Origin of the sequence: Mesorhizobium sp. M8A.F.Ca.ET.161.01.1.1 (assembly GCF_004792105.1) — a bacterium.
Lineage (GTDB): Bacteria > Pseudomonadota > Alphaproteobacteria > Rhizobiales > Rhizobiaceae > Mesorhizobium.
The window spans coordinates 86,493-112,997 of record NZ_SRTD01000014.1; the positions used below are offsets into that span (position 1 = coordinate 86,493).

The 26,505-nt window shown below is 63.1% G+C and carries 26 protein-coding genes and 1 riboswitch; of the genes, 7 read left to right on the top strand and 19 right to left on the bottom strand.

Annotated features, from left to right (window positions below; all coding sequences use genetic code 11):
• Nucleotides 1-145: 145 nt before the first annotated feature.
• The 6 genes from ahcY to EN804_RS26875 form a co-directional block, all read right to left on the bottom strand.
• Nucleotides 146-1,546, bottom strand: coding sequence for an adenosylhomocysteinase (gene ahcY / locus EN804_RS26845; protein WP_135921733.1), 1,401 nt, complete (start codon nucleotides 1,544-1,546; stop codon nucleotides 146-148).
• A 165-nt stretch (nucleotides 1,547-1,711) separates the two neighbouring features.
• Complete coding sequence (locus EN804_RS26850; RefSeq protein ID WP_135921734.1) at nucleotides 1,712-2,008, bottom strand: HPr family phosphocarrier protein; 297 nt, start codon at nucleotides 2,006-2,008, stop codon at nucleotides 1,712-1,714.
• The gene (locus tag EN804_RS26855) at nucleotides 2,005-2,406 is read right to left on the bottom strand and encodes a PTS sugar transporter subunit IIA (RefSeq protein WP_010912939.1); all 402 of its coding nucleotides are present in this window, start codon (nucleotides 2,404-2,406) and stop codon (nucleotides 2,005-2,007) included. Before EN804_RS26855 ends, EN804_RS26850 begins: the two co-directional genes overlap by 4 nt.
• Nucleotides 2,407-2,570: 164 nt before the next feature.
• Complete coding sequence (locus EN804_RS26865; RefSeq protein ID WP_135921735.1) at nucleotides 2,571-3,032, bottom strand: HPr kinase/phosphorylase; 462 nt, start codon at nucleotides 3,030-3,032, stop codon at nucleotides 2,571-2,573.
• Between the two features lie 19 nt (nucleotides 3,033-3,051).
• Nucleotides 3,052-4,836, bottom strand: a complete 1,785-nt coding sequence (locus EN804_RS26870) for a sensor histidine kinase (RefSeq protein WP_127275653.1) — start codon at nucleotides 4,834-4,836, stop codon at nucleotides 3,052-3,054.
• A 24-nt stretch (nucleotides 4,837-4,860) separates the two neighbouring features.
• The gene (locus tag EN804_RS26875; protein WP_010912942.1) at nucleotides 4,861-5,562 is read right to left on the bottom strand and encodes a response regulator transcription factor; all 702 of its coding nucleotides are present in this window, start codon (nucleotides 5,560-5,562) and stop codon (nucleotides 4,861-4,863) included.
• Nucleotides 5,563-5,906: 344 nt separating this feature from the next.
• On the opposite strand from EN804_RS26875, the gene EN804_RS26880 reads away from it, so the two are divergent.
• From EN804_RS26880 to EN804_RS26895, 4 genes are all read left to right on the top strand, one after another.
• Nucleotides 5,907-7,517, top strand: a complete 1,611-nt coding sequence (locus EN804_RS26880; RefSeq protein ID WP_135921736.1) for a phosphoenolpyruvate carboxykinase — start codon at nucleotides 5,907-5,909, stop codon at nucleotides 7,515-7,517.
• Nucleotides 7,518-7,614: 97 nt separating this feature from the next.
• Nucleotides 7,615-8,052 carry an alternative ribosome rescue aminoacyl-tRNA hydrolase ArfB gene (gene arfB / locus EN804_RS26885; RefSeq protein ID WP_127275655.1) on the top strand — a complete coding sequence of 146 codons (438 nt, stop codon included), beginning with the start codon at nucleotides 7,615-7,617 and terminating at the stop codon, nucleotides 8,050-8,052.
• A gap of 169 nt (nucleotides 8,053-8,221) precedes the next feature.
• A complete protein-coding gene (locus EN804_RS26890) occupies nucleotides 8,222-8,851 on the top strand; it encodes an alpha-ketoglutarate-dependent dioxygenase AlkB (RefSeq protein ID WP_127275656.1) in 630 nt (209 codons plus the stop codon).
• Between the two features lie 55 nt (nucleotides 8,852-8,906).
• Complete coding sequence (locus tag EN804_RS26895; RefSeq protein ID WP_245511841.1) at nucleotides 8,907-10,130, top strand: glycosyltransferase family 87 protein; 1,224 nt, start codon at nucleotides 8,907-8,909, stop codon at nucleotides 10,128-10,130.
• 96 nt (nucleotides 10,131-10,226) lie between these two features.
• Here EN804_RS26895 and EN804_RS26900 read toward each other — a convergent pair whose 3' ends face one another.
• The 8 genes from EN804_RS26900 to EN804_RS26935 all read right to left on the bottom strand — a co-directional run bounded on the left by EN804_RS26900 (nucleotide 10,227) and on the right by EN804_RS26935 (nucleotide 18,024).
• Nucleotides 10,227-11,711, bottom strand: coding sequence for a nucleotidyltransferase family protein (locus EN804_RS26900; protein ID WP_189524575.1), 1,485 nt, complete (start codon nucleotides 11,709-11,711; stop codon nucleotides 10,227-10,229).
• Nucleotides 11,711-12,388 carry a glycosyltransferase family A protein gene (locus EN804_RS26905; RefSeq protein WP_127873341.1) on the bottom strand — a complete coding sequence of 226 codons (678 nt, stop codon included), beginning with the start codon at nucleotides 12,386-12,388 and terminating at the stop codon, nucleotides 11,711-11,713. Before EN804_RS26905 ends, EN804_RS26900 begins: the two co-directional genes overlap by 1 nt.
• Entirely contained in the window at nucleotides 12,388-13,140 is a 753-nt protein-coding gene (locus EN804_RS26910) for a glycosyltransferase (RefSeq protein WP_135862491.1), read from the bottom strand. Before EN804_RS26910 ends, EN804_RS26905 begins: the two co-directional genes overlap by 1 nt.
• Before the next feature lie 55 nt (nucleotides 13,141-13,195).
• Nucleotides 13,196-13,948: a glycosyltransferase family A protein gene (locus tag EN804_RS26915; RefSeq protein ID WP_189343549.1), complete on the bottom strand. Its 753-nt coding sequence runs from the start codon at nucleotides 13,946-13,948 to the stop codon at nucleotides 13,196-13,198.
• The gene (locus tag EN804_RS26920; protein ID WP_135862489.1) at nucleotides 13,945-14,994 is read right to left on the bottom strand and encodes a serine kinase; all 1,050 of its coding nucleotides are present in this window, start codon (nucleotides 14,992-14,994) and stop codon (nucleotides 13,945-13,947) included. The genes EN804_RS26915 and EN804_RS26920 overlap by 4 nt, the downstream gene beginning before the upstream one ends.
• A gap of 33 nt (nucleotides 14,995-15,027) precedes the next feature.
• A complete protein-coding gene (locus tag EN804_RS26925; RefSeq protein ID WP_127873344.1) occupies nucleotides 15,028-15,459 on the bottom strand; it encodes a PqqD family protein in 432 nt (143 codons plus the stop codon).
• 139 nt (nucleotides 15,460-15,598) lie between these two features.
• Nucleotides 15,599-16,699, bottom strand: a complete 1,101-nt coding sequence (locus EN804_RS26930) for a hybrid-cluster NAD(P)-dependent oxidoreductase (protein ID WP_127873345.1) — start codon at nucleotides 16,697-16,699, stop codon at nucleotides 15,599-15,601.
• 77 nt (nucleotides 16,700-16,776) lie between these two features.
• On the bottom strand, nucleotides 16,777-18,024 hold the full coding sequence (locus tag EN804_RS26935) for an aromatic ring-hydroxylating dioxygenase subunit alpha (protein WP_127873346.1): 1,248 nt from the start codon (nucleotides 18,022-18,024) through the stop codon (nucleotides 16,777-16,779).
• A gap of 114 nt (nucleotides 18,025-18,138) precedes the next feature.
• Nucleotides 18,139-18,341, bottom strand: a riboswitch (cobalamin riboswitch).
• A 494-nt stretch (nucleotides 18,342-18,835) separates the two neighbouring features.
• Here EN804_RS26935 and EN804_RS26940 point away from each other — a divergent pair.
• The 3 genes from EN804_RS26940 (at nucleotide 18,836) to EN804_RS26950 (ending at nucleotide 19,629) form a co-directional block, all read left to right on the top strand.
• Nucleotides 18,836-19,036, top strand: a complete 201-nt coding sequence (locus EN804_RS26940) for a DUF680 domain-containing protein (RefSeq protein WP_127275665.1) — start codon at nucleotides 18,836-18,838, stop codon at nucleotides 19,034-19,036.
• 73 nt (nucleotides 19,037-19,109) lie between these two features.
• Nucleotides 19,110-19,316: a DUF680 domain-containing protein gene (locus EN804_RS26945; RefSeq protein ID WP_127873347.1), complete on the top strand. Its 207-nt coding sequence runs from the start codon at nucleotides 19,110-19,112 to the stop codon at nucleotides 19,314-19,316.
• Between the two features lie 64 nt (nucleotides 19,317-19,380).
• Nucleotides 19,381-19,629, top strand: a complete 249-nt coding sequence (locus EN804_RS26950; protein WP_127275667.1) for a DUF680 domain-containing protein — start codon at nucleotides 19,381-19,383, stop codon at nucleotides 19,627-19,629.
• A 79-nt stretch (nucleotides 19,630-19,708) separates the two neighbouring features.
• Here EN804_RS26950 and ugpC read toward each other — a convergent pair whose 3' ends face one another.
• From ugpC to EN804_RS26975, 5 genes are all read right to left on the bottom strand, one after another.
• Nucleotides 19,709-20,821, bottom strand: coding sequence for a sn-glycerol-3-phosphate ABC transporter ATP-binding protein UgpC (ugpC, locus tag EN804_RS26955; RefSeq protein WP_127873348.1), 1,113 nt, complete (start codon nucleotides 20,819-20,821; stop codon nucleotides 19,709-19,711).
• 29 nt (nucleotides 20,822-20,850) lie between these two features.
• Entirely contained in the window at nucleotides 20,851-22,515 is a 1,665-nt protein-coding gene (locus EN804_RS26960) for an alpha-glucosidase (protein WP_135921738.1), read from the bottom strand.
• Between the two features lie 4 nt (nucleotides 22,516-22,519).
• Nucleotides 22,520-23,674, bottom strand: coding sequence for a carbohydrate ABC transporter permease (locus tag EN804_RS26965; RefSeq protein ID WP_127275670.1), 1,155 nt, complete (start codon nucleotides 23,672-23,674; stop codon nucleotides 22,520-22,522).
• Between the two features lies 1 nt (nucleotide 23,675).
• A complete protein-coding gene (locus EN804_RS26970) occupies nucleotides 23,676-24,689 on the bottom strand; it encodes a sugar ABC transporter permease (protein ID WP_135921739.1) in 1,014 nt (337 codons plus the stop codon).
• 168 nt (nucleotides 24,690-24,857) lie between these two features.
• Nucleotides 24,858-26,213 (bottom strand): ABC transporter substrate-binding protein, encoded by a 1,356-nt coding sequence (locus EN804_RS26975; protein ID WP_135921740.1) that lies wholly within the window; start codon nucleotides 26,211-26,213, stop codon nucleotides 24,858-24,860.
• Nucleotides 26,214-26,505: the final 292 nt, after the last annotated feature.

A 26,505-nucleotide genomic window follows, 5' to 3' on the forward strand; every position in this document is an offset into this window, starting at 1 on the left:
CGTGCGCCGGTCCTCGCCCCTGGGCCCGCGAATCACAACAATAGCGCCTGCTGGAATCGGCGTGAAGAATCATTCGGCGCAAAAATAAAGCCGAGCGAAAAGTCAATCGCCCGGCCTCAATATCTTGTAGTAAATTCGGCTTTGGTTAATAGCGGTAGTGTTCCGGCTTGAACGGACCCTGCGGCGTGACGCCGATATAGGCGGCCTGCTCGCCCGACAGCTCGGTCAGGCGGGCGCCGAGCTTGTCGAGATGCAGGCGCGCGACCTTCTCGTCGAGATGCTTGGGCAGCACATAGACCTGGTTCTGGTACTGCTCGCCCTTGCTGTAGAGCTCGATCTGGGCCAGCACCTGGTTGGTGAAGGATGCCGACATGACGAAGCTCGGATGGCCGGTGGCATTGCCGAGATTGAGCAGGCGGCCCTCCGACAGGAGGATCATCCGCTTGCCGTCAGGGAAGGTGATCATGTCGACCTGTGGCTTGACATTGGTCCACTTCAGATTGCGCAGCGACGCGACCTGGATCTCGTTGTCGAAATGGCCGATGTTGCCGACGATCACCATGTCCTTCATCGAGCGCATATGGTCGAGGGTGACGACATCCTTGTTGCCGGTGGTGGTGATGACGATGTCGGCGGTCGGTGCCGCATCTTCCAGCGTGACCACTTCAAAACCGTCCATCGCCGCCTGCAGCGCGCAGATCGGGTCGACCTCGGTGACCTTGACGCGGGCGCCGGCACCCTTGAGCGAGGCCGACGAGCCTTTGCCGACATCGCCGTAGCCGCAGACGACCGCGACCTTGCCGGCCATCATCGTGTCGGTGCCGCGGCGGATGCCGTCGACCAGCGATTCCTTGCAGCCATATTTGTTGTCGAACTTCGACTTGGTGACCGAGTCGTTCACGTTGATGGCGGGGAAGGGCAGCAGGCCCTTCTTCTGCAACTGGTAGAGCCGGTTGACGCCGGTCGTCGTCTCTTCGGTGACGCCGCGGATCGCTTCCTTCTGCTTGGTGAAGAAGCCCGGCGAAGCCTTCAGGCGCTTCTTGACCTGGGCGTAGAAGTATTCCTCTTCCTCGCTCTGCGGATTGGACAGTACGTCCTCGCCGGCCTCGGCGCGGGCGCCGATCAGGATGTACATGGTGGCGTCGCCGCCATCATCGAGGATCATGTTGGAGAGGCCGCCATCGGCCCACTGGAAGATCCTGTCGGTGTAGTCCCAGTACTGTTCGAGGCTTTCGCCCTTGACGGCGAAGACCGGAATGCCGGCCTCGGCAATCGCCGCGGCGGCGTGATCCTGGGTCGAGAAGATGTTGCACGAAGCCCAGCGGATATCGGCGCCGAGCACCTTCAGCGTCTCGATCAGCACCGCCGTCTGGATGGTCATGTGCAGCGAGCCGGTGATGCGCGCGCCCTTGAGCGGCTTCTTGGCGCCGAATTCCTCGCGGCAGGCCATCAGGCCCGGCATTTCGGTCTCGGCGATATCGAGTTCCTTGCGGCCCCAGCCGGCAAGCGAGATGTCGGCGACCACATAGTCCTTGCTACCCGTCATGGCAGTGCTCCGATGCGTGCGTGCGAATTGTTTGCGGATGCGCCCGTGCCGGAAGACATTTCCAAGGGCGCGAATTGCCGGCCTGACTAGCAGATCAGGCTTCACACGACAATGGGATATAAAGAAATCTTTATTCGTGCATGTCCCGAAGGGATGACTTCGGGGTCAGCACTCCTCGCCGAAACGGGAGGCGACGAGCTGCTCCAGCGCATCCATGACCTCGAGCGCCTCCGGGCCGCTGGCGGTGACGCGGATCGAGTATCCCGGGCTGGCGGCCAGCATCATGAGGCCCATGATCGAGGTGCCTCCGACCTGGACGCCGTCCTTCTCGACATGGACAGAGGCGTCGAAGCCGCTGGCGAGCTGGACGAATTTCGCCGAAGCGCGCGCATGCAGGCCGCGCTGGTTGACGATCGGAAACTCCCGGACGATCTGGTCTTTTTCCGGGAATATCGCGTTCATTTGCTGCTCAGAAGCTGGCTGGCGACATTGATGTATTTGCGGCCCGCGGCCTGCGCCTCATCGAGCGCCGCCGCCATGTTGTCACCCTTGCGGATCGACGACAGCTTGATCAGCATCGGCAGGTTCATGCCGGCGATCACTTCCGTGCGGCCGGACTCCATCACCGAGATGGCCAGGTTGGATGGTGTGCCGCCGAACATGTCGGTCAGCACGATCACGCCTGCCCCTGTATCGACACGGGCGACCGCGTCGACGATGTCGCGGCGACGCTGCTCCATATCGTCGTCGGCACCGATCGCCACGGTTTCGAAATTGTCTTGTGGCCCGACGACATGTTCGACGGCATGTCGGAACTCGGTGGCCAGTTGACCGTGCGTTACAAGCACGAGTCCGATCATTCTTTGGTGGCTCCCGTCATCGCCGCTTCACAGGCGCATTTTATGCTCGCCAGCCAATCCAGGCGGCGGGAGCGCTATCTTGTCGACGCGCGGCCCGTTGACAAGCCCAAAATTGCGCCGGCCCATGCCATTTTGACGCATTGCAGCAAAAAACCCAGGGCGGATCATAGAAAAGGCGCGATCGACAGCCGCGCCATGATGGCCGGCAAGGCTGTGGCGGCGTTGCGCTCGGCAAGGTCGATACGCGGCACCGGGCAGCCCGCGACCGGCTCGCTCAGTTCCTCCTGGAAACGGGCCATTTCCGCCTTCGGCACAAGCCGCACATGCAGGTCGATCACGCCGCCCGGCTCGAATGGCAGCGGGCGCGGCATGAACCCAGGCACCTCGGCGAGACCAGCGATGGTCGGCGGCACGCGGCAGACCAGCCGCCCGGCGTGGGCCGAGGCAAACAGCCTGTCGTCGCCGATCAGCCGCGAGAACAGCGCGCGCGCCCAGCAGTGGTCCAGGAGTGTCAGCGCCAGTGTCGTCTTGCCGGCGCCGGACGGCCCGGTGATGAGGACGCCGCGATCGCCGATCAGGATCGCGGTTCCGTGGATGTTTTCAGGCTGCGCGGCGGCTTCGGGCATGGTTATATCAGAGCCAAGGTCATCCCTCGGCCGGCAGCGTCACGACGAAGCGTGCGCCCTTGATCTCGCCGGGCTTGGTGCCGGGAATGTTTTCGGCGGTCAGCGTGCCGCCATGGGCCTCGACGATCTGCCTGGAGATCGACAGGCCAAGCCCCGAATTCTGGCCGAACGCCTCGCCGGCCGGCCGGTCGGTGTAGAAGCGTTCGAAGATCCGGTCGATCGTGTCGGCGCGGATGCCGGGACCATTGTCGTCGACGGTTAGGATGTTGAATTTGCCGGCGCGCGCCAGCGACAGGCTGATGTGGCCATGGTCCTCGGGCACGAAGGAGCGGGCGTTCTCGATCAGGTTGGTGATGACCTGGCCGATGCGCAGGTCATGGCCGACGACGACATAGCCCTTGGCGCCCTGCGGCAGCTTGGCAACCTTGAGCTCGATCTCGACCGCCTTCTTGTTGCGCGTCGTTTCACGCGAAACAGCGACGAGGTCGGTGACGAATTTCTTCAGGTCGACGGTTCCCGCGTCCTCGCGCGCCAGTTCGGCGTCGAGGCGGGAGGCATCGGAAATGTCGGTGATGAGGCGGTCCAGCCGTTTGACGTCATGCTGGATGATCTCCATCAGACGCGCGCGCGAGGTGTCATTCTTCGCCAGGGGCAACGTCTCGACGGCGCTGCGCAACGACGTCAGCGGGTTCTTCAGCTCATGCGAAACATCGGCGGCGAAACTCTCGATCGCCTCGATGCGCGCATAGAGCGCGTTGGTCATGTCGCGCACGGCTATCGACAGATTGCCGATCTCGTCCTGGCGGTCGGAAAAGTCGGGGATTTCCTCGCGGCTCTTGACGCCGCGGCGCACCCGCACGGCCGCCGCCGACAGCCGGCGCAGCGGGTTGGCGATGGTGGAGGCCAAAAGCATCGACAGGATGGCGGTGACGAGCGCCGCTATGCCGAAGACGCGCAGGATCGCCTTGCGTTCGGCGGCGACGATCTTGTCGATATCGCCGCCTTCGGTCGACAGCATCAGCACACCGAGAACGGCGCGAAAACGCTGGATCGGCACCGCCACCGAGACGATCTGCTCGCCCTGTTCCGAGACACGCACGATGGTCGACGGGCTGCCGGTCAGCGCCTTGACCACTTCCGGAAAGGCGGCGCCGTTGCCGCCCGGCTGCTCGTGATAGACCGGCAGGTCGGTGTTGCGGAAGAAGTCGAAGATGAATTTCTGGACGCGCTCGACAAGGTCGGGTTCTTCCTCTTCGACCGGCGGCAGGTCGTAGCGCAGGATCTGGCCGCGCGAATAGAGATGGCGTGAATCGAGCAGCAGGTTGGCGTCGCGGTCATAGATGCGGGCGCGGGTGCGGGTCGGCGAGATCAGCCGCCGCAGCACCGGCGCCACGCGCTCCGGATTGATCGGAAAATCCAGATTATCGAGCTGGTCCGAGCCAGGTCCCAGGCTTTCGCCGGCCTGCAGCTCGAGCAGCTTTTCCGGGTCGATGCTGATCGAATCCGTCTCGACCGTCGCCGACGCCGCGATGGCGCCGGCGATGATCTCGCCCTGCGTCATCAGGCTTTCGACGCGCGCGTCGATCAGACCGTCGCGGAAGGTGTTGAGGTAGAGGATGCCGGTGACGAGCACCGCCAGCCCGGCGAGATTGAGGAAGAGGATACGCCGCGTCAGGCTGGAAAAGATATGGTGGCCGAGGAATCGGCGCATCGGCACCGTGAATTTCGACACGAAGGACGGCATGATGCGCGACGGCCGCCTGGCAGCGGCCGCCGGTCTGCTTCGTTGTGCTTCCACTGCCATCGAATAGCAGCTCCTGCCTAGGCTTTACGCTTCGCGGAACCGGTATCCGACTCCGTAAAGGGTTTCGATCATTTCGAAGTCGTCGTCGACGGCCTTGAACTTCTTGCGCAGCCGCTTGATGTGGCTGTCGATCGTGCGGTCGTCGACATAGACCTGCTCATCATAGGCCGAATCCATCAGCGCATCACGGCTTTTTACCACGCCGGGGCGTTGCGCCAGCGAATGCAGGATCAGGAACTCGGTGACGGTGAGCGTTACCGGCTCGCCCTTCCAGGTGCAGGTATGGCGCTCCTGATCCATGACGAGTTGGCCGCGTTCGAGCGAGCGAGCCTGCTGGCTGGGCGCTTTTGCCGCGGCCTCGCGGGCACTGGCCCGGCGCAATACTGCGCGCACCCGCTCGACCAGCAGGCGCTGCGAGAACGGTTTGCGGATGAAGTCGTCGGCGCCCATCTTGAGACCGAACAATTCATCGATCTCATCGTCCTTGGAGGTCAGGAAGATCACCGGCAGGTCGGATTTCTGGCGCATCCGGCGCAGAAGCTCCATGCCGTCCATGCGCGGCATCTTGATGTCGAGGATGGCGAGATTCGGCGGCCGCGCCGCCAGGCCTTCCAGCGCGGACGCACCATCCGTGTAGGTCTCGACACGATATCCCTCGGATTCGAGGGCGATCGACACCGACGTCAGAATGTTGCGGTCGTCATCGACAAGCGCGATTGTTGCCATTTCAAGCGGCTCCCTCATGAGCTGTCCCTTCTTTCGTAGAGAAGGGGCTTTTGCAGGACAAATTAGGTACAAAATGTGGCGTAGGCCTTGTCCGCTGTCACGAGCAGGGTGCCGCCGGCCACAATTCAACCTCGACACGGATTGGACGAACGAACATCACCAATCCTTTGGGCAACCACGAAACTTTTCGCATATATAAACGATTTAAACAACTTTCAAAATATTTAAATCGATTAATGATTTGATATCATTTGGCTTTTCTGGTTCTGACCATCCTGGCCTGCTTGGCGGGTGTGCCGGAAATACGCCGGCAAAGATGCGGCAAATCTTGAGAAAGGTCTCCAATGTCGGAAATCGGCAAACGCAATCGTGCCTGCGCGATCGATCGTATCGGTCTGAAAACCTCCGGCATGGTGCGCTACAATTTCGGCGCGGCCGCCCTCTATGAGGAAGCGATCCGGCGCGGCGAAGCCCGGCTGACCGCCCATGGCGCGCTCGTCGCCGAGACCGGCCAGCACACTGGCCGCTCGCCCAAGGACAAGTTCGTCGTTCGCGACGGCGCCACCGAGCCGCATGTCTGGTGGGACAACAACAAGGCGATCTCGCCGGCTCAATTCGACGTTTTGCTCGCCGATTTCCAGGCCCACGCCGAGGACAAGGATCTCTATGTACAGGATCTGGTCGGCGGCGCCGACGAGGAGCTCAAGCTGCCCACCAGGGTGATCACCGAATTTGCCTGGCACTCGCTGTTCATCCGCAACCTGCTCATCCGTCCCGACGCGGCCGAACTCGAACAGTTCGTGCCCGGCATGACGATCATCGACCTGCCGTCCTTCCGCGCCGATCCCGCCCGCCATGGCAGCCGCACCGAAACGGTGATCGCCGTCGACCTGACCCGCATGATCGTGCTGATCGGCGGCACCTCCTACGCCGGCGAGATGAAGAAGTCGGTGTTCACCATGCTCAACTACCTCCTGCCGGAGAAGGGCGTGATGCCGATGCACTGCTCGGCCAATGAAGGACCGGCCGGCGATGCCGCCATCTTCTTCGGCCTGTCGGGCACCGGCAAGACGACGCTGTCGGCCGATCCGTCCCGCACATTGATCGGCGACGACGAGCATGGCTGGGGCCCGCACGGCATCTTCAATTTCGAAGGCGGCTGCTACGCCAAGACAATCAAGCTGTCGGTGGAAGCCGAGCCGGAGATCTTCGCCACCACGCAACGCTTTGGCACGGTGCTGGAAAATGTCGTGCTAGATGCCGACGCAGTGCCGGATTTCAATGACGGCAGGCTCACCGAAAACACACGCTGTGCCTATCCGCTCGACTTCATCCCCAACGCCTCGAAGACCGGGCGCGCCAGTCATCCGAAGAACATCATCATGCTGACCGCCGACGCTTTCGGCGTGATGCCGCCGATCGCCCGGCTGACGCCGGCGCAGGCCATGTATCATTTCCTCTCCGGCTACACGGCCAAGGTCGCCGGAACCGAAAAAGGCGTCACCGAGCCCGAGGCGACCTTCTCGACCTGTTTCGGCGCGCCCTTCATGCCGCGCCATCCGTCGGAATATGGCAACCTTCTGCGCGAACTGATTGCCCGCCATGCCGCCGATTGCTGGCTGGTCAACACCGGCTGGACCGGCGGCGCGCATGGCACCGGCAAGCGTATGCCGATCAAGGCGACGCGCGCGCTGCTCGCTGCCGCCCTCGACGGCTCGCTGAAGGCAGGCGCTTTCCGCACCGACGCCAATTTCGGCTTCGAGGTGCCGGTGGCGGTGCCGGGTGTCGACAGCGCCATTCTCGACCCGCGCTCAACCTGGGCGGACAAGGCGGCCTACGACCGGCAGGCGGCAAGGCTGGTCGGCATGTTCGCCGTCAATTTCGAGAAATTCGAAAGCCATGTCGACGCCGTGGTGCTGGGGGCAGCACCTCGCATGCAGGAAGCGGCGGAGTAATCGCCAAGCCGCTCAGCATCATTGCCGCGTGGTTCCAGTGAAGGCCCGGTTTCGATCGGGCCTTTTCTTTTTCGGTCTGCCGCGCCATGACTGCGGCATGCCGATCGACGACGACATCATCATCTCAGGCGAGGCCGTGATCCACCCGGGCGACTTGCACGAGGATTTCATCCGCTCGTCCGGTCCCGGCGGCCAGAACGTCAACAAGGTGGCGACGGCGGTGCAGCTTCGCTTCGACGCGCAGAACGCCGAGGGCCTGTCGGACCGTGTGCGCGAGCGGACCATAAAACTTGCCGGCCAGCGCGCCACCAAGGACGGTGTCATCGTCATCGAGGCCGGACGCTTCCGTACCCAGGAACAGAACCGCGCCGATGCGCGGGCCAGGCTCACGGCACTGGTCGCCAAGGCCGCCGAACCACCGCCGCCGCCGCGCAAGAAGACGCGGCCGTCGAAAGGCGCGGTCGAGCGGCGGCTCAAGACCAAGGCCGGGCGATCGACAGTGAAGAGGCTGCGCGGTCGGGTGGAGAACGATTAAGCAGCACGCCAATCGTGCCCGTCAACCGCCTTTGGCCAATCGGGCAAACGAATTCACCGCGCGTTCTGCCCGGGCAATTTCAGTGAAAAACGACGACGGCTTTCGGGTCGCCCTCTGCCTGTGATGGTGGCATCTTGCGGCTCCGAACATTAGCAAGGTGAACCAGTCCATGCTCGTTCTGCCCAAAGGCGTCCGCCACATGCCGGCCCATCTGTCCCGCGCCGTCCAGGAGACGCTGGTCGAGGAGGTGAGGAGCATCGTCCAGCAAGCGCCGTTGTTCGTGCCGGCCATGCCGCGGACCGGCAAGGAGATGAGCGTGCGCATGACAAATTGCGGTCCGCTCGGTTGGGTCACCGACAAGGAACGCGGCTATCGCTACCAGCCGACGCATCCGCTGACCGGAGAGCCATGGCCGCCTATCCCCGACAGCCTGCTCGACCTGTGGCGGCAGGTGTCGGGCTATCCGAATCCACCGGAGGCCTGCCTGATCAATTTCTACACGCCCGACGCAAAGATGGGCCTGCATCAGGATCGCGACGAGGCCGATTTCTCGGCTCCCGTAGTCTCTGTCTCGCTGGGCGACGACTGTCTGTTCAGGGTCGGCCAGACAACGCGCGATGGCGCTACCAAATCGTTCAGGCTGAAAAGCGGCGATGTAGTCGTGCTTGGCGGCGAGGGCCGTCTTGCCTTCCATGGCGTCGACCGCATCTACCCTTCGACCTCGGCGCTGCTCAAGAACGGCGGCAGGATCAATCTGACGCTGCGGCGGGTGACGAAGCCCGGCGAGACCTCCACATAAGCCGATCTTAACGCGCGTCGCTTATCAAGGCGGACAGGGTCTTGGAAACAGCGCAATGGCACAGGCCGATCAGACTGCCCGCAATCGAGCCGATTTTCGGTTCGCGGCACTTGTGCTGTGCACCGGAATCCTGATCGGGCTGCGCTACCATCTTGCCTTGTGGACCTTCGACGAGCACGGCTTCTCCGAACTCAGCGACCGGCTGCCTTATTGGGATTTCACCAATCTGTGGGCCGGCGGACGCATGGCGCTCGACGGCCATGTAGCCTGGCTGTTTGACGTCGACAGCTATCGCGCGGCCTTGCGGCGGATGTTTTCGCCCGATCTTCCCAACCAGGAATGGAGCTACCCGCCCAGCATCCTGATCTTCGGTGCGCCGCTCGCGCTGCTGCCGATCTTTGCGGCCTATTTCATCTGGACTTTCGGCACCGTCTTCTGCCTGTGGCTGGCGGTGCGGCCGCTGAAACTGGGCACGCTGGCCGAAGCGGCCGTCCTTGTGTGTCCAGCCGTCTTCGTCAACGCCATCTTCGGCCAGAACGGCGCCCTGACCACCGCTCTTCTCATTGGCGGACTGGCGGTGGCGCCGAAGCGGCCAATCCTGGCCGGGCTGCTGTTCGGTCTGCTGACGATCAAGCCGCATCTGGGCATTCTGGTGCCGTTCTGCCTGCTGGCCAGCGGCAACTGGCGTGCCATCGCCGCAGCGGCTCTGTCATCGGCGGCTCTGTTCATTTTGACCGGGCTCTCACTCGGATTCGACGTCTGGCATCTGTTCTGGACCGAAACCCGCCCCCTGATGACGGCGATCCTGGAGGCACCCTATCCGCAACCCTACCAGGCCAATGCCGCAACCATGTTCTTCCTGGCGCGCGCATGCGGCGCCGGGCTGACAGTGGCCTATGCGATGCAAGCCGCTGCGACCATTGCCGCAATCTGCGCCGCCATCTGGGTCTGGTTGCCACGGCGGCAGGTCGTGCATGGCGAAAGAGTGGTCCTCACCGCCGTGCTGGCAACGGTCGCGACGCCGTACGGCTACAGCTACGACACCGTCGGTCTCGCCGTTGCCGTCGCCTACCTGTTTTCGAGGCGCGCCAGCATGCCCCGGATTTTCCTGGCGCTCGTCTGGCTCTATCCTGCCATCGCTCATCTGGTGAACGGCATCGGGCTTGGCATCGGCGTGTTGGTGCCCTTGTCGCTGTCGGCATGGATGCTTGCCGACATAAGGGCTCGCGAACGCGTGACCTCGACGATAGCTGACGGCCGGATATCATCGCCACGGTGAACCATTGCCGTGCCCTCGGCTCTCTTCCGCGGGGTGTCCATCGGGCTCGATCCGCTCGTGCCGCCATCGCGACCCTGGCGGGTGAACTCCGATATCTCAGCGCAGCGGCGAAAAGGTCGCCGAGACCAGATGGAAAGGCAATGCGCCATAGGCGGCGACCGTCGCCTGGTCATCCCATTGGCGGAATTGCCGCGACGGCCGCGCCTCCAGCGTCAGGGCATGCTGCCGGCCGTCGACTGTAACCTTGCCGCGAAAGCGCAGCACCCGTTCCCCACCGGACCGGCTGATGGCCATCGCACGCAGACGCGCGACGTGGTCGTCATCCCGGTTGATCTCCATTTCGATACGGCGCCGGACCGGCGGAACGCTGATCCTGACCGTGATGTCCAGCATCATCTCCCCTGCCGTCGGCGGGCAAGGTATGGTCTGCGAGAATACCAGGGGCGACGGTACTTCCGGCTGCTCGCGGCGGGCCAGCCCGTCGCGCCATGCTTTTCCGCGCCATGCCCTGGCGGGCGGCTCCTGCCGAAGCCGGCCGCTCTTGCGTCGCAGACGCAACTGCTTGGCAAAGCCGCGCGACAACCAGACCAGCCTGCCGAAGTCGGTCCGTGGCTTGGCTTGCAGCATGGCCGACCAGCGCGAAAGGCCTGTACGGTCGGCCATCTCAAGCAGGCGCGCCAGCACCCTGTCCGGCGCCGCCACGCCTATTTCGAGCGCGAGATAGGAGAGCGCCACCGCTGCGGCAACGGCAAGGCCACGCCTGGCGACAACGTCGAGGAACACGTCCCAGTCGACGTCGCCGACGCGAATGGCTACCGCGCAATCGACCAGCCAATCGCTGTGCGTGTGGGCGTCGAGCCCGCCATGCGCGATGGCCAGCGCGATGCGGTCCGCCGGCGACGGCACCAGCACGCCGACACCACTGAATTCGGCCGCCGCCGCCCGCCGCCAGATCGCCTGGTCGTCCTCGTCGCTCTGCTGGGAACCGTCATAGGCAAGCTGGTGCAGGTCGATGTCGCCATAATTGCCCTTGAAGAAGTTCATCGACCGCAACGACGCCAGTCTTGTCCTCAGATATTGCGGGCTCACACCGGTGGCGATCTGCCAGTCGCGGTCGCGCAGCACGTCGAACGCCGTTCGCATGTCCTGCGGCCGCACCAATATGTCGATGTCGTGCGCCACCCTGCCTCGCTGCGCCGACGCGTCCAAGGCAATGCGGCTGGCACCCTTGATCAGCATCACCAGGCATCCCGCGTCCGTCATCGCCTGCAGCGCCGGTTCGGCCTCGCGCATCGCCATGCGCGACTTGGTCCACAGCATCTTTTGCAGGCCGACAAGACGTGGATAGGCGGAATGGCCGGCCAATTTCCGGCCGAACCGGTCGCAGATGGCGGCAAGCAGCCGATGCTCCCTGAAGGAGACGAGATCGATGTCGTTGGCGCTCAGCCACTCCATCGCGCAACCGGCGGCCGCGTCGTCGTCGGCAAGAAGCGCGGCCTTGAGCAACTGGTCGAGCCCGCCCGTCGGCCAGGGCCAGCCATAGTCCGGGAAACGGCGGCTGATGCGGCGGATGCGCGCCATCAGTCCGCGCCGGTCTTGTTTCGGACCCGTCGCAACATGGCCAGCCGCGCCACTTCGAGATAGCCGCGGTCGCGCGTCGCATCGCGTCCGTACGACAGGCTGCCGGGCCTGATGCGGCGCAGCGCCAGCACCTCTTCCATCATGTCGAAGGCAAGGCCCGCCTCGCGTGCCCGCGCGATCCAGTCGATCATTTCGCCGCGACCGCCCGGCGGATCGACAACCGGCCCGACGGTCTCGGCGACCTCGCGCCGGATCAGCATCGTGGTCCGCGACCAGCCGGGCACGACCGCGTCCTCGGGTGCATCGGGCCGGTCATTGCGGAAGTTTCGCAAATGGCAGAAGACGCCCGATGTGCCGGGCAATCCTCGCAGATATGCAAGCTGATCCTCGATCTTGGTCGGCAGCCAAAGGTCGTCGGCGTCGAGCGTCGCGATGAACGGCGTCGTCAGCGCGGCGATGCCTCTGGTCGTGGCGCTGCCCGGTCCGGCATTTGCCTGGCGCAGCAATTGCAGCGGCAGGTCCGTTCCGCCCATCGCCGCGGCGAGATCGTCGGTTGATCCGTCGTCGACGATCACCACCAGCTCCGGCCGCACCGTCTGCGCCGCAACCGATCGCAGCGTCTCGGCGATGGTGCCGCTGGCGTTGAAGGCCGGTATGACGACGCCGTATCCGTCCATCACAGGGCACGCCAATCTGACAGTTTGTCGAGCTCGAAGATCCCTTCGATCGGCCGCAGCGACGGGTCGGCCTTGCGCCGCTTCATGGATTTGTAGATAGCGCGCAGGAATTCCCGCGACTGGACGTCCTCTTGCCTCGTCATGTTGCCCGCATGCCGTCTGTAATAGAGCGCGACCGTGTCGGGAAGCACGTATCTGGGGCCGATCTCAAAACCGCGCAGCAGGTAGTCGGTATCTTCGGCCTGGACGAAATCCTCGTCGAAATCGCCTATCCGCGCGACGAGGCGGCGCGCGAAGATCGCCGCCGACAGGTGAATGCCGCGAACCGTGATGCTGTTGCTGTCCGCCATGGGCTCCAAGGTCCCATCATCGATTTTGTCGACCAGCATCATCCTCGAATAGGTCAGGTCGAGATCGGGATTCTTCCGGAAAAGCTCGACATCGGCTCCGAAGCGCCCCGCTGGCGAGATGTCGTCCGAATCGAGGAACGACACCAGTTCCGCCTCGGGCTTGAGCTGCCTGAGCCCGCTGTTGCGCGCTCGGGTCACCCCCATGTTTTCTTGCCGGAACAGCCGGATGCAGGAATGATCATCCATCATCGCGCGCACGGCCTCGACCGAGCCGTCGGTCGAACCGTCGTCGATGACGATGATGTCGAGATCGGCGGCATCGCCTTGCCTGAGCAGCGAGCGCAGCGCGGCGCCGACATAGGCCTCGCGATTGTAGACCGGCATGATCACGCTCAGCCTCATCCTCGGCCTCGCGGCCGCTGCTGCACCACCCGTTTTGATCGCGAGATATCCCGCATCAAAACAGCCGCCAGTCGGGCGTGCTCTTGAGCTCGAAAATGCGGGGAATCTCACGCAGGGACGGGTCGGCCCTGCGTCGCCGGGTCGAATTGTGGATCGCCCGCATGTGGTCGCGGAGCCGGCCCTCGCGCTTCCGGGTGATATTGCCGGCGTGGCGCCTGTAGTAGATCGCGACGGTCTCCAGAAGACGGTAATTCGGACCCGTTTCGAAGATGCGCAGCAGATAGTCAGTGTCCTCGCACTGGTCGAATTCCTCGTCGAAACAGCCTATGCGATCGACAAGCGCCCGGCTGAACAGTCCGGTGCTCATTGAAATGCCGCGCAGCGTTACAGTGCGGCTGCCCGCTACCGGCTCCATCGTGTCATCGTCTATCTGCTCGGCCAGGGTCATCAGGGAGTAGGTCAGGTCAAGGCCCGGGTCGGCCTCGTAGCAAGCCAGATCCGCCTTGAAGCGCCCGGCAAGCGAGATGTCGTCGGAATCGAGGAACGACACAAATCCGGCATCCGGCGGCAACTGTCTCAGCCCGGCATTGCGCGCCCTCGCGACACCCATATTGGGTTGCAGAAACAGGCGGATGCAGGGCGCCTCGCGCATCGTCGACCGTACTGCCTCCACCGAGGCGTCCGTGGAGCCATCGTCGATGACGATGATGTCGAAGTCGGCGTCAGCGCGCTGCCTGATCAACGAGCGCAGCGCCGGGACGACGTAGCGCTCGCGATTGTACACAGGCATGATCACGCTGAGCTTCACCGGGCGCCTCGTGTCAGGACGTCCTCGATCGTGCCGGCGATCTCCGCCGGGTCGGTGCCGAGGGACAAACGAAAGCACGGCAGGCGGCGCGTCAATTCGCTGAAGAAGCGAAAGCCGCTTTCGCGTTCGCCCGGCATCTGTGCGATGCCGGACGGCGCCAAGGCAATCATGGCATCCCTGCGCGACACCGGCATGATCGAACTTGCTCCGCCACCGCTAATATGTGGCACCATCAGCGCAACGATGTCCAGCATCGCGGGCACCGGCCCAGGCGCGATCTCATCGACGTGAAACATGTGCTTGCCCTGCCAGTTCAGCGGGCCTTGCGCCGTTAGCCGCTTTTGCAGGCCCAGCCGCGTGAAACCTTGCGCGTCCTGCTTCAAGGTCGAGAAAAGGGGCCGCGCGGTCACGCCTCCGGCGAGATCGATCAGCACATAGTCGTCGCCGACACTGTCTAGTCCGTTGAGCAGGCCGGCGGCGACGGTGCCGGATTTCCCGGCTCCACGCGAGCCGGCAAGGAGGATACCCTTGCCATCGATGCCGAGCGTGCCGGCATGGGTCAGCCGCATGCCGCGTGCGGCATATTCCCAATGCAGGAAGGCGCGCAGCGGTGCCCCCGGCTCCCAAGGCGGAAAGGCATCGGCCGAGGCCATCAGCTGTACGCCAACGCAACGTTGGGGATCGTAGATCTGCCAGAAATCTAGATCGTGGAAATAGTGGCCGCGTAACCCGGCTTCGGCGAGCCGTTTGGCAAAGCCGTGCTCGGTGAAATGCGCGTCGCCCCATCGCGCCGGCTCCGGGATGCCGTCGATGCCGGGATGAGCGATGAAGATGCGGCAGGTGGACGGTTCCGGCTGATCGTGAGCGGCCTCGACAAATGCATGGCTCAGGGCGTCGGCGAGCACACCGTGACCCAGATGCACGGCCAGTTCCAGCCCGGGCAGCCGAACCCGCCGGATGGTCGGATAGCGCGAGGCAGCGCCTTCAGCGGCGGCGATGAGATACCGGGCGTAGTCCGGCAGGGTTTCGAGCGTGACGCGCGGCATCAAGCGCCTTCCATCACGGCTGCGGCCGGCCGATCAGGAAGCCTGCTTGACCGCCGGCCAGCCAAGGGGTTCCTCGACCTCATGGATGGGATCAACGACGATCAGGTCCGCGAGGTCGTCGTGGATGCTGACATTGAGCGGCTCGCTGGTGGCGGCAAGCTCGGCTTGCAATTCGCCCGGCAGTGGCTGCGCCGCCGCTTCCGAACGCACCAGCAAACCCAGTTCGAGCAGCTGCGATATGAAGTGTTCGAGTTCGGCGTGGCTTATTGTCGAGCCGCCCGCGGCCAGCCCGATCAGAGCCTGGGCGTCCGCTCCGGACGAAAGCACCTGCCACGCCTTGCTGCCGGAATCGGAGAAGCCGAAATATTTGCCATTGGCAAGGTTGAGCACCACGGCCTCGCCATCGAAGGATTCGAAAACGATATCCCGGCTCGCAACCGCATAGGCATGGGATTCATGCTTCATTGTTGCCCCGCTTTACATCCCTGCCCGCCAGCAGGACCGCTTCCACCGACAACGCCTGTAGACTTTCGGTCGTTCCTTGGCAAGGTAACCTTGCCGGCAAGGCGCCGACATTTCCGGGATCAGTCGAAGGACGGGCGGATCAAGCCTCGATTTCCAGCGCCGACAATGGCTTGGAACAACAGGCCAGGATGAAGCCGTCGTCGATCTCATGATCGAGGATGCCGCCATTGTGACTCATCTCGACGCTGCCGGAGACTTTCTTCACCTTGCAAGTTCCGCACAGGCCGAATTCGCAGGCCGCCGGTATCCGCACGCCCGAGGCGCGCGCGGTCTGCAGCACGGTCTGGCCGGCGACGCAGTCGGCGTCGACATCCGAAAGCGCGAAGCGGATCGGCGTCGCGGCTTCGACGGAAATTGCCGCGCCGGCTTCAGCCGGCGCGGCAAACGGTGCCGGGACTTCGTCCACGGTCGGCGCGGCAAAGCTTTCCTGATGGTACTTTGCCATGTCGAAGCCGGCGGCTTCGAGCATGCCGCGCACGGCGCGCATGAAGGGATCGGGCCCACAGCAGAAGATTTCGCGTTCGCGGAAATCGGGTGCCAGGAGCGGCAGCCGGATGGCGTCGATGCGGCCCATATGGCCGTACCAGCCCTCGCGGCTCGACCGCTCCTCGATCATGAAGCCGAGCGACAGGCCAGGCATGTGGCCCCCGAGCAGTTCGAGTTCCTTGCGGAAGATGATTTCTTCCGGGCGCCGCGCGCAGTTGACGAAACCGACATCGGTCCATGGCGCACAGTCGTTCAGCCAGCGCAGCATCGACATCATCGGCGTCACGCCGGAGCCGGCCGAGACGAACAGATATTTCGCCGCCGGATGGCTGTGCAGTGAAAAGTCGCCGCCCGGTCCATAGGCCTTGACGTGCGAGCCGGGCGCCAGGTGATCGAACATCCAGCGTGTGCCGATGCTGCCCGCCTGCGCCTTCACCGTCACCGCGATCGAGAACGGCCGCGACGGCGACGACGACAGCGTGTAGGTGCGCATCAGCGGCCCATCCGGCGTCGGCAGTTCCAGCGTCACGAACTGGCCCGGCTTGTAGCGGAACCAGGTCTGGTTGTCGGACCGGAAGGTGAAGGTCTTGACGTCGGGCGCCTCGTCGCTGACACCGGTCACTTCCAGCACCTGCAGCCTGTCGTTCCAGGGCGCCATCTGGTCGAGATGGCGATAGAGGCCAAGGTCGGTCATCGCATTCATCCCTGCATACCTTTCATTTTGCGGATGTCGTGATCCCAAAACCGCTGCACACTTTTGGGTGACATGCGCTAGGCGACGCTGCGCAGCGCCGGCCGCCCGCCTTCGGCCAGGCGCGGACCGATGAAGCGGGCATACCAGTCGACGAACTGGATGACGCCGCCTTCATGCAGCTCCGAATACGGGCCGGGTTCATAGGCCGGCGACAGGATACCGAAAGCGTTCTCCTCGACGATCCGGCGGTCCTGGTCGTTGGTCTCGGTCCAGACATGGGTGAGTTCGGCGAGATCGTAGTCGACACCCTCGACCGCGTCCTTGTGCACCAACCACTTCGTCGTCACTGCCGTTTCGGTGGCGCTGACCGGCAGCACGCGGAAGGTGACGGCATGATCAACGAGGATGTGGTTCCAGGTCGTCGGGTAGTGATAGTGCATCAGCGTGCCGATGCGGTCGGCCGAAACGCTGTCGGACAGGTCCTTCCTCACCGCCCGCTTGCCGGTCATCGTGTAGCTCTGGGCGTCGCGCAGCAGCGGCGCGCGGGTGGCGCGGTATTGCCCGGCCGGGTCGATGCGGAATTTGCTGGGCAGGCCAACAGCTTCGCACTTCGCCCAGTGCGCCAGCATCTCCGGATCGCTGTCGGCGCCTTGCACGCCGGTCACGGTCGGTGCTTCCGGGAAGGTCTTGCACAGTTCGGGATGATTGCCCGCGCAATGATAGCATTCGCGGTTGTTTTCCCAGACCAGCTTCCAATTGCCCTTCTCGATGATCGTGCTCTCGAAGGCGATCTTGGCCTCGCTCAGCCGGTGCGGCTTGAGATAGGGCTCGATCATCGCCCGCATCGGCGCGAAGTCGGCCGGCTCCTTGGCCAGGCAGATGAAGACATAGCCGGCGACGCTTTCGCAGGCGACCGGCTTCAGCCCGAACTGGCTCTTGTCGAACCCCTCGGCCATCTGGCGGGCGAACAGCAGGCGCCCGTCCAGCTCATAGGTCCACTGGTGATAGGGACAGACCAGTTTGGCGGCCATGCCCTTGTCGCTGTTGCAGACGCGGCTGCCGCGATGGCGGCAGGAATTGTGGAAGGCGTTGATCTTGCCCTGCTGATCGCGCACCAGCACGATAGGATAGTCGCCGATCTGCACGGTGATGAAGCTGCCCGGCTTGGGCAATTCGCAATCATGGCCGATGAACAGCCAGTCGCGATACCAGATCAGCTCCATGTCGAGCTTGAAGTAGTCCGGGTCGGTGTAAAAAGGCTGTTCCAGCGAAAAGCCTTGTCTGCGGCTGTTCAAGAGCCTCAGCATGTCGTTGCGCGCGTCCATGTCCTGTCCTCATTTTCAAGGACTGAACTGGTGGTGATTGAGGAAGGACTGGACGCAGATCGGCGCAAAGCCGGACAAACACCATCCGCCTCTTGACCGCCCACCGCGATCAGTCGAGTTCTAGCCATCTCGGGCTGGTTTCCGGGCTCTGGAGTCGTCCTTACGGACCATCGCGACACCTTCCCAGGCTTACGCCCAGTGGTCTCCCGTTGCGACTTGAACTCCACCACCGTTGCGGGGGCAGCGCCGGAATCTGACCGGCTTCCCAATTCTCCGCTCCGTCGTCACGCAGCGGCACCTGAGATGCCTGATCTAATCACGGCAGGGTTTGCGACATCGGCATGAAAGCGACATCGCATCCATGCGGCGCGACACGCATGCTGGAACGTCGTGACAGGGGTCGCATCATCAAATCGCCTTCTGTCGCCAGGCGCGCCGGCACCGTTTTTTCGACCCCTTTGCCGGGGGCGAAAAGGTTAACAGTTTCGAAAAGTGACTATTAGCAGATTCTAAAATCGAACCGAACGGTTCGTTTCTGTTGACGGTGCGTGCAGGACGGTGTGAACGCCGAGCCTCCGATACAGTTGGTGATCGGGGTGCCATTTTTAGCTAACTGATTGATATAACGACAGAAAATAACAGATGTGGAAATCACTGGCACAATTTCAAGTGGTAGAGTCATGGTCCACGCTGAACAACTTCGTGATTGGAAACAGCAGAGGTGCTCTCCCACATCGGGGCGGTCCGAACGACGCGATTTTAATCCCAAGACACGCCGCTAGACGGACGGAAAAATACTGGAGTACCCAAAATGAAAAAGATTGTTCTCACTGCCGCCGCCCTTCTGGCCATTTCCGGCAGCGCCTTCGCTGGTAGCGACCATTACGGTTCGAACGCCGCCACCCCCGCTGCCACTGTCGACAGCTCGTACACCGCTTCGACCAGCAAGTCGGAGCCGGCTGCTCAGACGCCTGCCCAGGGCGCCGACCACAATCTCTTCGGCAACAACTAACAGCCGATCCCCGGCTTGCGGCGGGGCGACCCTGCCGCGCGGGGTGGATGCCACAAATTCAGGAGTACCTAAAATGAACAAGATCCTCATTGCCGCCGCCGCCGTCTTGGCCCTCTCCGGCAGCGCCTTTGCCGGCAGCGACAACTACGGTTCGAGCGGTGCCAACCAGGCGGCTGTCACGTCGACCGACAACGCGAACACCGCGTCGATCGGCAAGTCGGCTCCGGCCACCGAGGCGCCTACCCGGCCGGGTAGCGATCGCAACCTCTTCGGCCGTTGACGCCTGTTGCGAGTGGCGGGCTCGCTCGCCACTCGTGGAATTCAAGACGTTAGGAGTATTGGAAATGAACAAGATCCTCATTGCTGCCGCCGCCGTTCTGGCCCTCTCCGGCAGCGCTTTCGCCGGCAGTGACAACTATGGCTCCAATGGCGCCAATCAGCCCACTGCATCGTCGACCGTCAATGTCGATACGTCGCATACGGGTTCGGTCCGCAACAGCGACTCACCCATCTACAAGCTGCTCAACTCGTCCGGCGACGTGCAGAAGTCCGCCCCTCACGGCGCAGACCGCAATCTCTTCGGCAACAACTAACCAGCCGTCGTGATGTATAAAAAGAGAGCGGCGGGCCTGCCCGCTGCTCTCTTTTTTTGTTGTCGAGACATGGCTGGCCTCAGGCGGCTTTTGCTTCCGCTTCGTGCAGCGCGAACGACCGTCCATCCGCATCGAAGATATGAAGGTCGCCGGCATTGGCGGTCAACTGCAGCGTCGAGCCGCGCCTGACCTCGACATTGCCCGGCAGCTTGGTCACCAGCGGCAGGTCGGCACGGCCGATGTCGATATAGACCAACTGAACCTCGCCGAGCTGCTCGACATAATCGACCGTCCCCTCGAACAGATAGTCCGCACCACTGGCGATCGCGAGATCTTCCGGCCGCACGCCGAAGCTGACCGCCGCTCCCTTTGCCGAAGCAGGCGTCGCGATCGGCACCGTCGCCTTGCGGCCGCCGACATGGCTGATGATGGTCGGGTTGCCCGTCTTGTCGACCGTGGCCGGCAGGATGTTCATGGCCGGCGAGCCGATGAACTGGGCGACGAATAGGTTGCCGGGGTTCTTGTAGAGCTCCATGGGCGTGCCGACCTGCTCGATGTGGCCATCCTTTAGCACCACGATGCGGTCGGCCAGCGTCATCGCCTCGACCTGGTCGTGGGTGACATAGATCATGGTCGTGTTGGGCATCGATTCCTTGAGCTTGGCGATCTCGATACGCGTGGCGACGCGCAGTGCCGCGTCAAGGTTCGACAGCGGTTCGTCGAACAGGAACACTTTTGGATTGCGCACGATGGCGCGGCCGATGGCGACACGCTGACGCTGGCCGCCCGACATCGCCTTGGGCAGGCGGTCGAGATATTTGGTCAGCTGCAGGATTTCGGCGGCCTGCCGCACCCGTTTGTCGATCTCGGCCTTGCTTTCCTTGCCGATCTTCATCGAGAAGGCCATGTTGTCGTAGACTGTCATGTGCGGATAGAGCGCGTAGGACTGGAACACCATGGCGATGCCGCGCTTCGATGGCGGCACGTCGTTGACCACCTGGCCGTCGATCTTGAGTTCGCCCGAGGTGATTTCCTCAAGCCCGGCGATCGAGCGCAGCAAGGTCGACTTGCCGCAGCCCGACGGGCCGACGAAGACGATGAATTCGCCCGATTTGATGTCGAGGTCGATGCCGTGGAGAATGTTGAGATTGCCGTAGGACTTCTTCACTTGTCTCAAATTGACATCGGCCATTGATTTCCTCCCAGTGGTTCCTCAGATGTTCAGCCTATGCGCCCGAACCAGGCGCCGTAACCGCCGAGTTCGACCGTACCGGTGCTTGCCTGCCCGGAAAATCCGTGTCCCGCCAAAGGTTGCAGGGTTCGGTTGCCGAAGTCAACCTTCGCTGGCGCAGCGCCCAGATTGAAGACGCAGACGATCTCCTCATTGCCCGCCCGGCGGGTGAAGGCGACGGTGTCGCCCTGGCTTTCGATGAAGCTGATGTCGCCCTTGGCCAATGCCGGATGGGCGCGGCGGAAGGCGAGAAAGCGCCGGTAATGCTCAAGCAGCGAGGTTTCGTCACCTTGCTGCACGTTGACCGCCTGTGACAGATGCTTGGCCGGCACCGGCAGCCAGGGCTTTGCCTGGGAGAAGCCGCCATTGCTGGCATTGCCGTCCCACACCATGGGTGTGCGGCAGCCGTCGCGGCCCTTGAATTCCGGCCAGAAGCGGATGCCGTAGGGGTCCTGCAGGTCCTCGAAGCGCAGGTCGGCCTCGCCGAGCCCGAGTTCTTCGCCCTGGTAGATGCAGACCGAGCCGCGCAGCGACATCAGCAATGCCGAGATAACCTTGAGATAAGCGGTCGGGTCGGTTTCGCCGGCGGCCCAGCGCGAGGCCGGGCGCATCACGTCATGGTTGGAAAACGCCCAGCACGACCAGCCGTCGCTGGCCACCTCGCCAAAGGCTTCCAGCACCGAGCGGACCTTGGCTGCGCCGATCTTTTCCGGCGCCAGGAAGTCGAAGGAATAGCACATATGCACGCGCTTGCCGCCCGCTGTATAGGCGGCGACCACGTCCAGCCCGCGCTGCGAATCGCCGACTTCGCCGACCGCGGCGGTCGCCGGATACTCGTCGAGCAGCGCCCGGAAACGCTCGAGGAAGGCGAGGTTCTCCGGCCGGCTCTTGTCGTAGATATGATCCTGGTAGTTGTAGGGATTGACCGCCGGCGCGGTCTGGTCGTTGCGCTCTTCCGGTGGCAGCGGCGGGTTGTTTTCCAGCCCCTGGCTGTGGAAGTAGAAATTGATGGTGTCGAGGCGGAAGCCGTCGACGCCGCGCTCCAGCCAGAAGCGGGTGACGTCGAGCAGCGCGTCCTGGACTTCCGCGTTGTGGAAGTTGAGGTCGGGCTGCTCGGCCAGGAAATTGTGCAGGTAGTATTGCTGGCGGCTGGTGTCCCATTGCCAGGCCGAGCCGCCGAAGATCGACAGCCAGTTGTTGGGCGGCGTACCGTCGGGCCTTGCGTCCGCCCAGACATACCAGTCGGCCTTCGGATTGACGCGGCTCGAGCGGCTTTCCTTGAACCAGGGATGGATGTCGGCGGTATGCGACAGCACCTCGTCGATCATCACCTTGAGGCCCAGCCGGTGCGCCTCCGCCGTCAGTGCGTCGAAATCCGCCAGCGTGCCGAACATCGGGTCGACGTCGCAATAATCCGAGACGTCGTAGCCGAAATCCTTCATCGGCGATTTGAAGAAAGGCGAGATCCAGATGGCATCCGCGCCAAGGGCGGCAATGTAGGGCAGCCTGCCGATGATGCCTTTGAGGTCGCCGATGCCGTCGCCATTGGAGTCCTGAAAGCTGCGTGGATAGATCTGATAGATCACCGCGCCCCGCCACCAGTCGCGGTCGATGGCGGGGTCTGGTTTCGAAGTCGCCTTCAAAGCCGATTGCATTGTCTCAACCTCCTTTCACCGAGCCGGCCAGCAGCCCGCGGACGAAATAGCGCTGCAGCGAGAAGAAGACGATCAGCGGCACGATGATGGTGATGAAGGCCGATGTCGTCAGGATCTCCCAGTTGCCGCCGCGCGAGCCGAGCAGCGCATTGAGCTTGGCCGTCAGCACGATCTGATCGGGCGCCGTTCCGAGGAAAACCATTGCCACCAGCAGATCGTTCCATACCCACAGGAATTGGAAGATGGCGAAGGAGGCAAGCACCGGGAAGGACAGCGGTAGCACGATCTTGACGAAGATCTCGAAATCGCTGGCGCCGTCGATGCGGGCCGATTCCATGATCTCGCGCGGCAGGCCGGCGATATAGCTGCGCAACAGGTAGATGGCGAAGGGCAGGCCGAAGCCGGTATGCGCCAGCCAGATGCCGAGATAGGTCTTGGACGGCACGCCGAAGAAAGTGCCGACGCCGTTGTAGAGCCTGAGCAGCGGGATCAGCGACATCTGCAGCGGCACCACCAGAAGGCCGATGATGACCGCTATCAGCAAGGCGCGTCCGGGAAACCGCATCCAGGCCAGCGCGTAGGCGGCAAAGGCCGCGATCAGGATCGGGATCACGGTCGCCGGGATGGTGACCGTCAGCGAATTCATGAAGGAGCGGCCGATGCCTTCGGAGAACAGCACGGTCTGGTAGTTGTCGGTGGTGAATTTCGGCGGCGCCGACGAGGCGTAGTAGACGCGCTGGCCGCGATCGCCTTCGAAGGCCTTGGGCGATGCCATGACGAAGCTGCCGTCGGCATTGACCTGCAGGGTCACGCCGTCACCGAGGTCGGCTGATGTGCCGGCCGGATATTGTGTAGGTGCTGCTGCCTTGACGCCGAAGGCGCTGATGTTGCGCTTGACGCCGTCGCCGAAAATGTTGCCCTCGAGGACGAACTTGCCGTCCTTCTGGGTCTGCGCCGAGGCGGCCGGCAGGCGCCCGGCCTCGGTCTGGCTGGAACTGGCGAACGAATTCCACCAGCCCGAGGCGACGATCTGGTCCTTGTCGCGCAGCGACGAGACGAGGATGCCGAGCGTGGGGATGGTCCAGATCGCCACGAAGACGAGCACCGCGATATGGACGCCGAAACGGCTTGCGAAGGAATTTCCGGTCGCCACGGCCATATCAGTGCCCTCCCGTCTCTTTGTTGGCCTGGCGGATGTTCCAGATCATGATCGGAATGACCGCGATCATGATGATGATGGCAATGGTCGCGCCGCGGCCGAAGTCGCCGCCGCCGCGGAACATCCAGTCGAACATCAGATTGGCCAGCACCTGGCTGTTCCATTGGCCGTTGGTCATGGTCAAGACGATGTCGAACACCTTCAGCACCAGGATGGTGATGGTGGTCCACACCACCGCGATAGTGCCCCAGATCTGCGGCACCATGATCTTCCAGAAGATCTGGAACGGGTTGGCGCCGTCTATGACGGCGGCTTCCAGCGTTTCTTCGGGGATGCCGCGCAGCGCCGAGGACAGGATGACCATGGCGAAACCGGTCTGGATCCAGATCAGGATGATCATCAGGAAGAAGTTGTTCCAGAACGGCAGCGATATCCAGACCTGCGGCTGGCCGCCGAAATGCTGGATGATGGCGTTGAGCAGGCCGATCTGGATCTGGCCGTCGCCACGATATTCGTAGATGAACTTCCAGATCACGCTGGCGCCGACGAAGGAGATGGCCAGCGGCAGGAAGATCAGGCTCTTGGCGATCGTGCCCCACCATATCTTGTCGGTAAGCACGGCGATGATCAGGCCGAGGAAGGTGCAGGCCGCCGGCACCACCGCCAGCCACAGGATATTGTTCATGATCGCGTTTCGCAGATCCGGATCGCGCAGCGCCCATTCGTAGTTGGCGAACCCGACGAAACTCGTGCCGCCGCGGTCGAAGAAAGACAGCCACAGCGTCGCGATCACCGGATAGATCAGGTAGATGATCAGGATGATCAGCGCCGGACCCACGAACAGCCAGGGCCGCACCAATCCCTGCCGGCGCAGATTGTTGACGGCGGCCGTCCCGGACACCCCGCGCGAGGGGAAGATCAAATCGAGCAGTTTGTTGGCGCCCCAGAAATAGGCGACGCAGCCGCCGACGCCGATGATGATGACGAATATTGCCGAGAAAATCTGAGTCGCCATGGGTCCCTCTCCCTGCGCATGACCGGCCAGCGATGCTGGCGATCGGATGCACCGACTTTCAGTTATTCGGAACAATCGAAACGTGAAGGCTTCCGGCGAGCACCGCCGGTCGGATCCGGGCCGTGGCCCGGATCCAGCAGGAGGATTGGAAGGTGTTAGGTCGCCCCGCTATTTGATAGCGTCCCAGCTCTTCTGGATGCCGGTGGCGACGTCCTGGGCGGACTTGCCGCCGACCAGGTCGATCATGCCGGTCCAGAACGAGCCGGCACCGACCTTGCCGGGCATCAGGTCAGAGCCGTCGAAGCGTACCGTCGTGGCGCCGACCAGGATCTCGCCCTGCTTCTTCAGCGCATCGCTGCCATAGGCGTCCTTGTTGGCTCCCTTGAAGGGGGTGACGAAGCTCTTCTGCGCCATCCACAATTCATGCGCGAGCGGCATCTGCAGGAATTTGATGAATTCGCGCGACGCCTTGGAATCCTTGGTGATCATCACCAGCGTCCCGGCCACTTCCAGCGGGGTTCCCAGTTCCGGCTTGGAGGCGTAAGGCGGGTAGGGGAAGAAGTCCGCATCCTGGCCGAGCTTCACGCCCTCCGGGAAGAAGGAAGGGATGAACGATGCCTGATGGTGCATGTAGCACTTCGGCGGCACGGTGAAGAGGCCCTTCGGGCTGTCGCGGAAGTCGGTCGCCGCGACTGCCTTGGCGCCGCCGTCCACCATCTTGTCGTCGGTGGCGATCTTGCCAAAGATGTCGATGGCGTTGACCACCGCCGGATCGGTGAACGGGATCTCGTTCTTCACCCACTTGTCGTAGACTTCGGGCGGCTGCGTGCGCAGCATGATGTCCTCGACCCAGTCGGTCGCCGGCCAGCCCGTCGCGCCGCCCGAACCAAGCCCGATGCACCACGGCTTGCCGCCATCGGCGATGATCTTCTTTTCGAGCTCGGCCAGTTCTTCCTGCGTCTTCGGCACCTTGTAGCCGGCTTCCTCGAAATTGTCGAGCGAGTACCAGACCAACCCCTTCACGTCGATCTTGTAGGGAAAGGCATAGAAGCCCGGCTTGCCGTCCTTGCCATTGTAGGTGCCGAGCTTGGCCCAGGAGTCGCCGGCGGCGTAATTCTCCTTGACCCAAGCCGCGACGTCGTCGCCCAGCGGGGTCAGCACACCCTTGGAAGCGAGGTCCTGGATCAGGCCGGGCTGCGGCAGGACGGCAATGTTTGGCGGGCTGCCGGCCTGGGTGTCGATGACGATCTGCTGCTCATAGTTCTCGGACGAGGAGTATTTGACCTCGGCGCCCGTCGCTTCCTGGAAATAGTCGAGCACCGAACGGACGAGCGTCTCGTCCTCGCCGCGCCACGGACCGAAGATGGTCAGCGTTTCGCCCTTGAGGTCGACCTTCTTGAGGTCGTCGTAGTTCGCCCAGTGAAACTTCGAATCCTCACCCGGCTTGAACTTCAGTTCGGCCTGCGCGGGCGCGCTCAGGGCGAACGCGGCAGACGCAACGCCCAGCAAAAGCATCTTCTTCATCGGTATTCCTCCCAGTGGGTCACACATACCGGACGGAACCTCCATTCCGCCCGCCGACGCCGCAGGACTGTGACTCAGTCGCAAGGGAACCGCAACCTTTCGAAGAGTCTTCCAAAGCGCTTTGGCTTCGCCGATCTCGCCATTGAATCGATCAGGAGTCAAGAGGGCCCGCGGACTAATCGATTTAATTGCCAGCAGCCAGGGCTCGAAAAAGTGCGTCGCAACATACTTTTTTGGCAATGCAACAGCAATTCTTGTTTCAAACCCAACCCCGGCACGCTTATGGTCTCTG